This is a genomic window from Streptomyces anulatus (assembly GCF_014650675.1).
Lineage (GTDB): Bacteria > Actinomycetota > Actinomycetes > Streptomycetales > Streptomycetaceae > Streptomyces > Streptomyces anulatus.
In genome coordinates this window covers 329634-342543 of the sequence record NZ_BMVK01000001.1, presented here as the reverse complement: position 1 = coordinate 342543, position 12910 = coordinate 329634, and the positions used below count along the sequence as shown (strand labels likewise).

At 70.0% G+C, this 12910-nt stretch carries 12 protein-coding genes; all 12 read left to right on the top strand.

Going from position 1 to position 12910, the window contains the following annotated elements; genetic code table 11:
• Positions 1-4: 4 nt before the first annotated feature.
• The 12 genes from IE272_RS01515 to IE272_RS01460 all read left to right on the top strand — a co-directional run bounded on the left by IE272_RS01515 (position 5) and on the right by IE272_RS01460 (position 12692).
• Positions 5-1426 carry a UDP-N-acetylmuramoyl-tripeptide--D-alanyl-D-alanine ligase gene (locus tag IE272_RS01515; RefSeq protein WP_050358058.1) on the top strand — a complete coding sequence of 474 codons (1422 nt, stop codon included), beginning with the start codon at positions 5-7 and terminating at the stop codon, positions 1424-1426.
• Positions 1423-2493 (top strand): phospho-N-acetylmuramoyl-pentapeptide-transferase, encoded by a 1071-nt coding sequence (gene mraY / locus IE272_RS01510; protein WP_056706413.1) that lies wholly within the window; start codon positions 1423-1425, stop codon positions 2491-2493. The genes IE272_RS01515 and mraY overlap by 4 nt, the downstream gene beginning before the upstream one ends.
• Positions 2475-3920, top strand: coding sequence for a UDP-N-acetylmuramoyl-L-alanine--D-glutamate ligase (gene murD / locus IE272_RS01505; RefSeq protein ID WP_050358059.1), 1446 nt, complete (start codon positions 2475-2477; stop codon positions 3918-3920). The genes mraY and murD overlap by 19 nt, the downstream gene beginning before the upstream one ends.
• A 64-nt stretch (positions 3921-3984) precedes the next feature.
• Positions 3985-5430 carry a putative lipid II flippase FtsW gene (gene ftsW, locus IE272_RS01500; protein WP_190006087.1) on the top strand — a complete coding sequence of 482 codons (1446 nt, stop codon included), beginning with the start codon at positions 3985-3987 and terminating at the stop codon, positions 5428-5430.
• 6 nt (positions 5431-5436) lie between these two features.
• Positions 5437-6525, top strand: a complete 1089-nt coding sequence (murG, locus tag IE272_RS01495; RefSeq protein WP_007451369.1) for an undecaprenyldiphospho-muramoylpentapeptide beta-N-acetylglucosaminyltransferase — start codon at positions 5437-5439, stop codon at positions 6523-6525.
• 62 nt (positions 6526-6587) lie between these two features.
• Entirely contained in the window at positions 6588-7382 is a 795-nt protein-coding gene (locus IE272_RS01490; RefSeq protein WP_056706411.1) for a cell division protein FtsQ/DivIB, read from the top strand.
• A 276-nt stretch (positions 7383-7658) separates the two neighbouring features.
• Positions 7659-8882 (top strand): cell division protein FtsZ, encoded by a 1224-nt coding sequence (gene ftsZ / locus IE272_RS01485; protein ID WP_007451372.1) that lies wholly within the window; start codon positions 7659-7661, stop codon positions 8880-8882.
• On the top strand, positions 8879-9619 hold the full coding sequence (pgeF, locus tag IE272_RS01480) for a peptidoglycan editing factor PgeF (RefSeq protein WP_190006086.1): 741 nt from the start codon (positions 8879-8881) through the stop codon (positions 9617-9619). Before ftsZ ends, pgeF begins: the two co-directional genes overlap by 4 nt.
• Positions 9620-9625: 6 nt before the next feature.
• Entirely contained in the window at positions 9626-10345 is a 720-nt protein-coding gene (locus tag IE272_RS01475) for a YggS family pyridoxal phosphate-dependent enzyme (protein ID WP_050358061.1), read from the top strand.
• A gap of 125 nt (positions 10346-10470) precedes the next feature.
• Complete coding sequence (locus tag IE272_RS01470) at positions 10471-11112, top strand: cell division protein SepF (protein ID WP_030086685.1); 642 nt, start codon at positions 10471-10473, stop codon at positions 11110-11112.
• A gap of 91 nt (positions 11113-11203) precedes the next feature.
• A complete protein-coding gene (locus IE272_RS01465) occupies positions 11204-11488 on the top strand; it encodes a YggT family protein (RefSeq protein WP_006123846.1) in 285 nt (94 codons plus the stop codon).
• Between the two features lie 49 nt (positions 11489-11537).
• On the top strand, positions 11538-12692 hold the full coding sequence (locus IE272_RS01460) for a DivIVA domain-containing protein (protein ID WP_007451380.1): 1155 nt from the start codon (positions 11538-11540) through the stop codon (positions 12690-12692).
• Positions 12693-12910: the final 218 nt, after the last annotated feature.

Sequence of the window (12910 nt, the reverse complement as noted above, 5' to 3'; positions counted from 1 at the left end):
CCAAGTGATCACCCTTTCCCTCGCCGAGATCGCCGAAATCGTCGGCGGGCAGTCGTACGACATACCGGATCCGGCAGTCACCGTGACCGGACCCGTCGTCATCGACTCCCGCGAGGTCGCGCCAGGCAGCCTGTTCGCCGCGTTCGCCGGCGAACGGGTCGACGGCCACGACTACGCCGTGCGCGCCGTCGAGGCGGGCGCGGCAGCCGTACTGGCGGCCCGCCCCGTCGGCGTTCCGGCGATCGTCGTGGACGACGTCGTCGGCGCGCTCGGAGCCCTCGCCCGTGCCGTGGTCGAACGCCTCGGCACCACCGTCGTCGGACTCACCGGATCCGCCGGCAAGACGTCCACCAAGGACCTGATCGCCCAGCTCCTCCAGCGCAAGGGCCCGACCGTCTGGACGCCCGGCTCCCTCAACAACGAGATCGGCCTGCCGGTCACGGCGCTGACCGCCACCGCCGAGACCGAGCACCTGGTCCTGGAGATGGGGGCCCGCGGCGTCGGCCACATCCACTACCTGGCCAACCTCACGCCACCCCGGATCGGCCTGGTCCTCAACGTCGGCTCCGCGCACCTCGGCGAGTTCGGCAGCCGGGAGGCCATCGCCCAGGCCAAGGGCGAGCTGGTCGAGGTCCTGCCCGAGGACGGCTGCGCCGTGCTCAACGCGGACGACCCGCTCGTCCGCGCCATGGCCTCGCGCACCAAGGCCCGCGTCCTGCTCTTCGGAGAAGCCCCGGAAGCGGACGTACGGGGCGAGAAGGTCAGGATGACCGCCGACGGGCGGCCCGCCTTCGAGCTCCACACACCCACCGGGTGCAGCGACGTGACCATGCGCCTGTACGGTGAGCACCACGTGTCGAACGCGCTCGCCGCGGCCGCCGTCGCCCATGAGTTGGGCATGTCCGTGACCGAGATCGCCGAGGCGCTCTCGGAGGCGGGCACCCTCTCCCGCTGGCGCATGGAGGTCACCGAGCGTCCGGACGGTGTGACGGTCGTCAACGACGCCTACAACGCGAACCCCGAATCCATGAGAGCCGCACTGCGTGCGCTGGCTGCCATGGGCCAGGCCCGAGGGGCCGACGGGGGGCGCACCTGGGCGGTGCTCGGTCAGATGGCCGAGCTCGGTGACGCGTCGCTCGCCGAGCACGACGCGGTCGGACGGCTAGCCGTCCGGCTCAACGTCAGCAAGCTCGTCGCTGTCGGGGGGAGAGAAGCCTCCTGGCTGCAACTGGGCGCATATAACGAGGGTTCGTGGGGTGAGGAGTCGGTGCACGTGTCCGACGCACAGGCGGCCGTCGACCTGTTGCGCAGTGAACTGCGCCCGGGAGACGTCGTGCTGGTGAAGGCGTCCCGGTCGGTCGGCCTGGAGAAGGTCGCCCTGGCACTGCTGGAGAACTCGACCGAGGGCGAGGTCGCCGGCCGATGAGGCAGATCCTCTTCGCGGGGGCCATCGGGCTCTTTCTGACCCTGGTCGGTACTCCGCTGCTGATCAAGCTGCTGGCCCGCAAGGGATACGGGCAGTTCATCCGGGACGACGGCCCGCGCACGCACGGCAGCAAGAAGGGCACGCCCACGATGGGCGGCATCGCCTTCATCCTGGCGACGATCATCGCGTACCTCCTCGCGAAGGTCATCACGGGTGAGGACATCCGCTACTCCGGCGTCCTCGTGCTGTTCCTCATGACCGGGATGGGGCTCGTCGGCTTCCTCGACGACTACATCAAGATCGTCAAGCAGCGTTCGCTCGGTCTGCGGGCCAAGGCGAAGATGGCCGGACAGCTGATCGTCGGCATCGCCTTCGCGGTGCTCTCGCTCCAGTTCCCCAACTCCGCGGGCAACACCCCGGCCTCCGACCGGCTCTCGTTCGTCGAGGACTTCGGCTGGTCGATCGGCCCGGTGCTGTTCTGCGTCTGGGCGCTGTTCATGATCCTCGCCATGTCCAACGGCGTGAACCTCACGGACGGCCTCGACGGTCTGGCCACCGGCGCCTCGGTGATGGTCTTCGGGGCCTACACCTTCATCGGTCTCTGGCAGTTCCAGGAGTCCTGCGCCAACGCGGACAACCTGACCAACCCCGGCGCCTGTTTCGAGGTACGCGACCCGCTCGACCTCGCCGTCGTCGCCGCCGCGCTGATGGGCGCCTGTTTCGGCTTCCTGTGGTGGAACACCTCGCCCGCCAAGATCTTCATGGGCGATACCGGCTCGCTCGCCCTCGGCGGCGCCCTCGCGGGCCTCGCGATCCTGTCCCGCACCGAGTTCCTCCTCGCCATCCTCGGCGGCCTCTTCGTGATGATCACCATGTCCGTGGTCATCCAGGTCGGTTCGTTCAAGATGACCGGCAAGCGGGTCTTCCGGATGGCACCGCTCCAGCACCACTTCGAACTCAAGGGGTGGTCCGAAGTCCTTGTCGTGGTCCGCTTCTGGATCATCCAGGGCATGTGCGTGATCGTCGGCCTCGGCCTCTTCTACGCGGGATGGGCAGCCAAGAAGTGAGCAGCACCGTGGACTGGCAGGGCAAGCACGTCACCGTCGCCGGGCTCGGCGTCAGCGGGATCCCCGCGGCCCGCGCCCTGCACGAGCGCGGCGCGCTCGTCACCGTCGTCAACGACGGCGACGACGAGCGCGCCCGCGCGCAGGCGGTCGAACTGGAGGCGCTCGGCATCACCGTGCGCCTCGGCGACGGCGCGACCCTGCCGCCGTCCACGGAACTCGTCGTCACCGCCCCCGGCTGGCAGCCGGACAAGCCGCTCTTCCTGGCTGCCGCCGAGGCGGGCGTCCCGGTCTGGGGCGACGTCGAACTGGCCTGGCGACTGCGCGGCGACAACGGCAGGAAGCCCGCCCCCTGGCTCGCGGTCACCGGCACCAACGGCAAGACCACGACCGTACGGATGCTGGCCTCGATCCTGGAGGCGGCGGGCCTGCGCACCGCGGCCGTCGGCAACATCGGCGTATCGCTGCTGGACGCGGTGCTCGGCGAGACCGAGTACGACGTCCTCGCCGTCGAACTCTCCAGCTACCAGCTGCACTGGGCGCCCTCCCTGCGCGCCCACTCCGCCGCCGTCCTCAACCTGGCGCCGGACCACCTCGACTGGCACGGCTCGATGGCGGCGTACGCCGCCGACAAGGGCCGCGTCTACGAGGGCAACACGGTCGCCTGCGTCTACAACGCGGCCGACCCGGCCACCGAGGACCTGGTGCGCGAGGCGGACGTCGAAGAGGGCTGCCGGGCCATCGGGTTCACCCTCGGCGCCCCCGGCCCCTCGCAGCTCGGCGTGGTCGACGGCATCCTCGTCGACCGGGCGTTCGTCGCCAACCGGCAGAAGCAGGCCCAGGAACTGGCCGAGGTCACCGACGTCAACCCGCCGGCCCCGCACAACATCGCCAACGCCCTCGCCGCCGCGGCCCTCGCCCGCGCCTTCGGCGTGGAACCGGCCGCCGTCCGCGACGGGCTGCGCGCCTTCCGGCCGGACGCCCACCGCATCGAACACGTCGCGGACATCGACGAAGTCCGTTACGTGGACGACTCCAAGGCCACCAACACCCATGCCACCGAGGCCTCCCTCGCCGCCTACGACTCCATCGTCTGGATCGCGGGCGGACTGGCCAAGGGCGCCACGTTCGACGAGCTGGTCACCGGCGCGGCGAAGCGCCTGCGCGGGGTCGTGCTGATCGGCGCCGACCGGGCGCTGATCCGCGAAGCCCTGACGCGACACGCCCCCGAAGTCCCGGTGGTCGACCTCGACCGGACCGACACTGGGGCGATGTCCGAAGCGGTCGCGCGGGCGGCCGAGCTCGCCCGGCCGGGCGATACGGTACTGCTGGCCCCGGCCTGTGCCTCGATGGACATGTTCACCAACTACAACAAGCGGGGCGAGGCGTTCGCGGACGCGGTCCGCGCACGCGCCGACGAGAGCGCCTGACCGACCGGGCCTCCGCGCCCGGGGTCACGGGCCCCGGGCACGAGCAGTGGAGGGGACAGCGACAATGCCGGCCGACGAGAGATTCGCCGTACGGCGGGACCGCGCACGGGCCTCGGTTCCCCGCCCCCTCGCCGCGGCGCCCGCACCCTCCGGAGTACCGCTGCCCGACGGGCTCGCCCTGCGCGGGCGTCTCGCCACGGGCGCCCGCCGCCCCGAGACGCCCCGCGGCTCCGGACGCGGCGGCCCGGGCTCCCGCACCCCGCGCACCGGGCGCGGCGGCGGACCGCGCCGCGCCTACGAACGGGCACGGCGGGCCTGGGACCGGCCCCTGACCGCCTACTACGTGATCCTCGGCTCCAGCCTCCTGATCACCGTGCTGGGCCTGGTGATGGTCTACTCCGCCTCGATGATCAAGGCGCTGGACATCAGCAAGCCCTCGACGTACTTCTTCGGAAAGCAGTTCCTCGCCGCCGTCATCGGGGGCGCTCTGATGCTGCTCGCCGCCCGGATGCCCGTGAAGCTCCACCGGGCGCTGGCCTACCCGATACTGATGGTCACCGTCTTCCTGATGGTCCTGGTCCAGGTGCCCGGGATAGGGATGTCGGTCAACGGCAACCAGAACTGGCTCTACCTGGGCGGCCCGTTCCAGCTCCAGCCCAGCGAGTTCGGCAAGCTGGCCCTCATCCTGTGGGGGGCCGACCTGCTGGCCCGCAAGCAGGACAAGCGGTTGCTGACGCAGTGGAAGCACATGCTCGTGCCGCTCGTGCCGGTCGCCTTCATGCTGCTCGGACTGATCATGCTCGGCGGCGACATGGGAACCGCGATCATTCTCACGGCGATCCTGTTCGGACTGCTCTGGCTGGCCGGCGCCCCCACCCGGCTGTTCGCCGGGGTCCTCGGCGCCGCCGCCGCCATCGCGTTCCTCCTGATCAGGACCAGCCCCAACCGGATGTCCCGGCTCGCCTGCATGGGCGTGAGCGAGCCCGACCCGGAGGGCGGCTGCTGGCAGGCCGCACACGGGATCTATGCTCTGGCGTCCGGCGGATGGTTCGGTTCCGGACTGGGTGCGAGTGTGGAAAAATGGGGTCAACTCCCGGAACCCCACACCGACTTCATCTTCGCCATCACCGGTGAGGAGCTGGGTCTGGCGGGGACGCTGTCCGTGCTCGCCCTGTTCGCGGCTCTAGGCTATGCGGGTATCCGCGTGGCCGGACGCACGGAGGACCCCTTCGTGAGGTTTGCCGCGGGAGGCGTGACCACGTGGATCACGGCCCAGGCCGTGATCAACATCGGTGCGGTGCTCGGCCTGTTGCCGATCGCCGGGGTTCCGCTCCCGCTGTTCTCCTACGGGGGGTCGGCCCTGCTGCCGACGATGTTCGCGGTCGGGCTGATGATCGCCTTCGCAAGGGAGGACCCAGCCGCCAAGGCGGCCCTGGCCATGCGGAAGCCCGGGGTGAGATGGAAGACGATGAGACGGCGCGTCAAGAAGCGTCCGTCCGGAGAGCGGTGAATTTCGGTGCATGTCGTACTCGCCGGCGGGGGGACCGCCGGACACATCGAGCCCGCGCTTGCCCTCGCAGACGCCCTGCGCAGGCAGGACCCGACCGTGGGAATCACTGCCCTCGGCACGGAACGCGGACTGGAGACCAGGCTCGTGCCCGAGCGGGGGTACGAGCTGGCGCTCATTCCCGCCGTGCCGCTGCCCCGTAAGCCCACGCCCGAACTGATCACCGTCCCGGGCCGGCTGCGCGGCACCATCAAGGCCGCCGAGCAGATCCTGGAGCGCACCAAGGCGGACTGCGTGGTCGGCTTCGGCGGCTACGTCGCACTGCCCGGCTATCTGGCCGCCAAGCGGGCCGGTGTGCCGATCGTGGTCCACGAGGCCAACGCCCGCCCGGGCCTGGCCAACAAGATCGGTTCGCGGTACGCCCACGGGGTCGCCGTCTCCACGCCCGACAGCAAGCTGCGCGGGGCCCGTTACATCGGCATCCCGCTGCGCCGCACCATCGCCACCCTGGACCGCGCCCGGGTCCGCCCCGAGGCCCGCGCTTCCTTCGGCCTCGACCCCAACCTGCCCACGCTGCTGGTCTCCGGCGGTTCGCAGGGCGCGCGCCACCTCAACGAGGTGGTCCAGCGGGTCGCGCCGCTGCTGCAGCGCTCCGGGATCCAGATCCTCCATGTGGTCGGCCCGAAGAACGAATTGCCGCGGATCGACAACATGCCCGGGATGCCGCCCTACATCCCGGTACCGTACGTGGACCGGATGGACCTCGCGTACGCCGCGGCCGACATGATGCTCTGCCGCGCGGGCGCGATGACCGTCGCCGAACTCTCCGCCGTCGGGCTCCCCGCCGCCTACGTCCCGCTGCCCATCGGCAACGGCGAACAGCGGCTCAACGCCCAGCCGGTGGTCAACGCCGGCGGCGGCCTGCTGGTGGACGACGCGGCGCTCACCCCGGAGTGGGTGCAGGGCAACGTCCTGCCGGTACTGTCGGACCCCCACCGGCTGTACGAAATGTCCCGCGCCGCGGCCGAGTTCGGCCGGCGCGACGCCGACGACCTGCTCGTCGGCATGGTGTACGAAGCGATTGCCGCGCGCCGCTAGGCGCCCGGCGCGATGCGGTGCGGACCCGGGGCGGGCGTCCCGGGTCCGGCGAAGGAGCGAGCGTGGCCGGACAGACGACCGCCCAGCGCGGCGCACCCGGGCGGGCGGACACCACCGCCCGCCCGCCGCACAGCGGCCCCGAGAGGCCCCGGATCGGGCGTCGCACCCTGCTGATCCTCATCGGTGTCGCGGTCGCCGTGCTCACCGCGTTCGTGATCTGGGTGCTCTACGGCTCCTCCTGGCTCCGCGTCGAGAAGGTCAGCACGAGCGGCGTCGAGGTCCTGACCCGCGAAGAAGTGGAAGCGGTTGCCGCCACACCGATCGGCGCCCCGCTGGTCTCCGTGGACACCGATGCCATGGAACGCCGGTTGCGCCAGAAGTTGCCTCGTATCGACACAGTTGATGTCGTTCGGTCCTGGCCGGACGGCATCGGCCTTAAGGTGACCGAGCGGAAGCCGGTCCTGCTGGTCGAAAAGGGCGGCGCATTCGTGGAAGTGGACGCCGAGGGCGTGCGCTTCGCCACCGTGGACGAGGCGCCGAAGGGCGTGCCCCTGCTGGAGCTGACTCCCGAACCGTCCGCGAGCCTTCGCCGCTTCGGCGGTGACGGTCTGTTGCGGGAAGCGGTCCGGGTCGCCGGCGACCTTCCGGCGGGTGTGGCCAAGGACACCGAGGTCGTACGGGTCACCTCGTACGACGCGATCTCCTTGCGGCTCACCCGGGATCGTGTGGTGACCTGGGGGAGCGGGGAGGACGGGCCGGTGAAGGCGCGCGTTCTCACCGCACTCATGAAAGCCGCCCCCAAAGCGGGACAGTTCGACGTAAGCGCCCCCACCGCCCCGGCGGTATCGGCGAGTTGACGGGTATTTGTGCTGGCCAGCACCCTGGTTGGTCAGCGCTACGGGTGATCACATAGGGTGAAAAGAAAAACGGGAGGTTCGGCGTGTTCGTTGAACGTGCGCCACTTGTCGACTTAGTGTCCTGTTCGGAAGAGTCCAGGAAGCAGACACACTGGTAACCCTAAACTTCAACGTTAGGGTTTGGGTCGGCGTTCGGACCGTCCCCATCGACATCAGTCGTCGCCGCGGGGTTACCGCAGAGCGACGACACGTAACTCGAGGCGAGAGGCCTTCGACGTGGCAGCACCGCAGAACTACCTCGCAGTCATCAAGGTCATCGGTGTCGGCGGCGGTGGTGTCAATGCCATCAACCGAATGATCGAGGTCGGTCTCAAGGGCGTCGAGTTCATCGCGATCAACACGGACGCACAAGCCCTGTTGATGAGCGACGCCGACGTCAAGCTCGACGTCGGCCGCGAACTCACCCGGGGCCTCGGCGCCGGGGCGAACCCGGCCGTCGGTCGTAAGGCGGCAGAGGACCACCGTGAGGAGATCGAGGAGGTCCTCAAGGGGGCCGACATGGTCTTCGTCACCGCCGGAGAAGGCGGCGGCACCGGCACCGGCGGCGCACCCGTCGTCGCCAACATCGCACGCTCGCTCGGCGCCCTGACGATCGGCGTGGTCACCCGCCCGTTCACCTTCGAGGGCCGGCGACGCGCGAACCAGGCGGAGGACGGCATCGCCGAACTCCGCGAAGAGGTCGACACCCTCATCGTCATTCCCAACGACCGCCTGCTGTCCATCTCGGACCGCCAGGTCAGCGTGCTCGACGCGTTCAAGTCGGCCGACCAGGTGCTGCTCTCGGGTGTCCAGGGCATCACCGACCTCATCACCACCCCGGGTCTGATCAACCTCGACTTCGCCGACGTCAAGTCGGTCATGTCCGAGGCCGGATCGGCGCTCATGGGCATCGGCTCGGCGCGCGGCGACGACCGCGCGGTGGCGGCGGCGGAGATGGCGATCTCCTCGCCCCTCCTGGAAGCCTCCATCGACGGCGCCCGCGGTGTCCTCCTCTCCATCTCCGGCGGCAGCGACCTCGGTCTCTTCGAGATCAACGAGGCCGCCCAGCTGGTGAGCGAGGCCGCGCACCCCGAGGCCAACATCATCTTCGGCGCTGTCATCGACGACGCCCTGGGCGACGAGGTGCGGGTCACCGTGATCGCGGCGGGCTTCGACGGCGGTCAGCCGCCCGCCCGCCGGGAGAATGTCCTCGGCGCGAACAGCAACAAGCGCGAGGAGCCGGCCGCCCCGGTCAGGTCCTCCGCCGAGTCCACGCGCTCGACGGGCGGACTCGGTTCCGTACCTCTGCGCGAGGAGAGCCCGGCTCCGGCCGAGCCCGCCCCCGCGTCCGCTTCGAGTGAGAGCGCGCTTCCGCCGGTCTCTCCGCCGCACGTCCCGCCGGCCCGTCCCTACCAGGACACCCAGGCCGAAGAGCTGGACGTTCCGGACTTCTTGAAGTGATAGCTCAGCACCGGGCGGAACCCGTCACGGGCAGCGCTCATTTCGCCTTCACCGACCGGTGGGGCGGAGTGAGCGCCGCTCCGTACGGTGAGCTCAACCTCGGCGGCGCGGTCGGCGACGACCCCGCCGCCGTCGGCGCGAACCGGGAGCGTGCGGCCCGTCGCCTCGGTCTCGACCCGGCCCGCGTCGTCTGGATGAACCAGGTGCACGGCCGGGACGTCGCGGTGGTGGACGGACCCTGGGGTGCGGACGCGGAGATTCCGGCTGTGGACGCGGTGGTGACCGCCCGGCGCGGACTGCCGCTCGCGGTGCTCACCGCCGACTGCACTCCCGTTCTTCTCGCCGACCCGGTGGCCGGTGTCGTCGGGGCGGCGCACGCCGGGCGGCCGGGACTGGTCGCCGGAGTCGTTCCGGCGGCGGTCGAGGCCATGGTCGCGCTCGGCGCACACCCCTCCCGGATCACCGCGCACACCGGGCCGGCCGTCTGCGGACGGTGCTACGAAGTGCCGGAGGCGATGCGGGCCGAGGTTGCCGAGGCCATCCCCGGCACCTGGTCCGAGACCAGCTGGGGAACCCCGGCGGTCGACGTCACCGGCGGAGTCCACGCCCAGCTCGCCGCACTCGGTGTGGCGGACCGGCACTCCTCGTCGTCCTGCACCCTGGAATCGGGCGACCACTTCTCGTACCGCCGCGACCGCACCACCGGGCGGCTCGCCGGATATGTCTGGTTGGACTGATAGGGCATGACGGACCGTAAGGCTCAACTCGCCGCGAATCTGGCACAGGTGGAGGAAAGGATCGCCTCCTCGTGCGCCGCGGCCGGTCGCAAGCGCGAAGAGGTGACCCTGATCGTGGTCACCAAGACCTACCCCGCGAGCGATGTGCGGATCCTGCATGAACTCGGTGTGCGCCATGTCGCGGAGAATCGTGACCAGGACGCAGCCCCCAAAGCCACCGCTTGTGCGGATCTTTCGCTGACATGGCACTTTGTCGGACAACTGCAGACGAACAAGGTTCGTTCTGTGACCAGTTATGCCGATATCGTGCAGTCGGTGGACCGCACCAAGCTGGTCACCGCCCTCTCCGCCGCCGCGGTGCGCGGGGAGCGCGAACTCGGCTGTCTGATCCAGGTGGCCCTGGACGCGGAGAGCGGCGAGCGCGGTGAGCGCGGCGGCGTCGCGCCGGACGGGGTCGAGGAGTTGGCGGCCGCGATCGGTGCGGCTCCCGGGCTCCGGCTCGACGGACTGATGACCGTGGCGCCGCTGGCCGGGGAGTACGCCGGCCGGCAACGGGCCGCATTCGACCGGCTGATGGAAATCTCATCCCGCCTGCGCGCCGGTCATCCGGCTGCGAACATGGTCTCCGCAGGTATGAGCGGGGACCTGGAGGACGCGGTGGCGGCCGGAGCGACACATGTACGCGTCGGTACGGCGGTACTCGGAGTCCGACCCCGGCTCGGGTAACGTCGCGAAGCAAGTCGGACCACAGCAGAAAATATGGTCATTGCCGCTCACAGCGGGCAGGCCACCGTGGATCGCGGGCACTTGGTGACGAATGCCGATCCACCACAGAGCGGAGGACTCGGAGCATGGCCGGCGCGATGCGCAAGATGGCGGTCTACCTCGGCCTCGTGGAGGACGATGGGTACGACGGTCCGGGGTTCGACCCCGATGACGAATTCGAACCTGAGCCGGAACCCGAGCGCGACCGGCGGCGGCATCAGCCCCCGCACCAGGTGGAGCGGGAACGCGAGCGCGATCGTGAGCGCGAGCGCGAAAGGGACGAACCGGTACGAGTGGTGCAACCACCCGCCCAGCGCGAGCCGGTTCAGCTCCCGGCGGAAAGCGGGCGACCCGCCCGAATCGCACCCGTGGCATCCATCACACCTGAACGCCCGAACATGGAGAAGAACGCACCGGTGATCATGCCCAAGGTCGTGTCCGAGCGGGAGCCGTACCGCATCACCACGCTGCACCCCAGGACCTACAACGAGGCCCGTACCATCGGGGAACACTTCCGTGAGGGCACTCCGGTGATCATGAATCTCACGGAGATGGACGACACGGACGCGAAGCGACTTGTCGACTTTGCCGCGGGACTCGTCTTCGGTCTCCATGGCAGCATTGAACGCGTGACGCAGAAGGTGTTCCTGTTGTCGCCTGCTAACGTCGATGTCACGGCGGAGGACAAGGCCCGCATCGCAGAGGGCGGATTCTTCAACCAGAGCTGAGAACACGACACCGGGAACAACCCGGCCGAGAGGCCGGTGCCGGCCACGAGGCCGGAGCTGACGAGAGCCAGGGGAGAGGGAACCGCGGGACATGGGCGTCGCACTGGATGTGGTCTATATCGCGCTGATGTGTTTCCTCATCGTGCTGATCTTCCGGCTGGTCATGGACTATGTCTTCCAGTTCGCACGTTCATGGCAACCCGGCAAGGCGATGGTGGTGGTACTTGAGGCCACTTACACTGTCACCGATCCACCGCTCAAGCTTCTGCGGCGGTTCATTCCGCCGCTGCGTCTCGGGGGCGTGGCACTCGACCTGTCCTTCTTCGTTCTGATGATCATCGTCTACATCCTGATCAGCGTTGTGGTCAGGTTGTGAGCGATACGGTCTTGCCGACTGCCGACGACTACGTAGAGGTGAAGAAGAGATGCCGTTGACCCCCGAGGACGTGCGGAACAAGCAGTTCACGACCGTCCGCCTCCGAGAAGGCTATGACGAGGACGAGGTCGATGCCTTTCTCGACGAGGTCGAATCGGAGCTGACCCGTCTGCTCCGTGAGAACGAGGACCTGCGCGCCAAGCTGGCCGCCGCGACGCGTGCCGCCGCGCAGAACCAGCAGCAGCAACAGCAGCAGGGTATGCGCAAGCCCCCGGAGCAGCAGGATCGCCCGGGTGCGCCCGTTCCCGCCGCCATATCGGGACCGCCGCAGCAGCAGCAGCCTCCGCAGATGGGTCCGCCCCAGCTGCCCGGTGGCGCGCCGCAGCTGCCCGCAGGTCCCAGTGGCCACGGCCCCCAGGGCGGCCACGGCCCCGGTCCGCAGGGCCCGCACGGCCCCGGCCCGATGCAGGGCGGTCCCATGGGTGGCCCGATGGGCGGCCCCATGGGTCAGCACCCCCAGCAGCAGCAGATGCAGCAGATGCAGCCGCCGCAGATGCAGCAGCAGGGGCAGGGCCCCGGCGGCGACAGCGCCGCCCGTGTTCTCTCGCTCGCACAGCAGACCGCCGACCAGGCGATCGCGGAGGCCCGTTCCGAGGCCAACAAGATCGTCGGCGAGGCGCGCAGCCGTGCCGAGGGCCTGGAGCGCGACGCGCGTGCCAAGGCCGACGCCCTGGAGCGGGACGCGCAGGAGAAGCACCGCGTGGCGATGGGCTCGCTGGAGTCGGCCCGCGCGACGCTGGAGCGCAAGGTCGAGGACCTGCGTGGCTTCGAGCGCGAGTACCGCACGCGGCTGAAGTCCTACCTGGAGAGCCAGCTGCGTCAGCTGGAGACCCAGGCGGACGACTCGCTCGCCCCGCCGCGGACTCCGGCAGCGGCTTCGCTGCCGCCGTCCCCCTCGCTGGCCCCGGCCGGTGCGGGTGCGATGGGTCACTCCATGGGCGGCTCCAACCACGGTGGCCACGGCGGCCAGCAGATGGGTGGCGGCCCGTCCACCATGGGCGGCGCGCCGTCCTACGGCGGCCAGCAGCAGATGTCGCCCGCGATGACGCAGCCGATGGCGCCGGTGCGGCCGCAGGCGCCGCAGCCGATGCAGCAGGCTCCTTCGCCGATGCGTGGGTTCCTGATCGACGAGGACGACAACTGAGCGGTTCGCGCTCGCTGAGCGCGTAGCCGTCGGCAGGCAAAGGGCCGGGCCCCGGGATTTCCCGGGGCCCGGCCCTTTGCCGTGGGCTCGGCCGTGTTCGCCTGTGCGGGTGGGGCGCCTGCGGCGGGCTGTTCCCCTACCCGCCCCTTCCCGAAACCGGGGCGCTGCCCCGGGCCCCATTGCCCTCAAGCGCCGGGCGGGCTGCTTTTCGGGGCTCT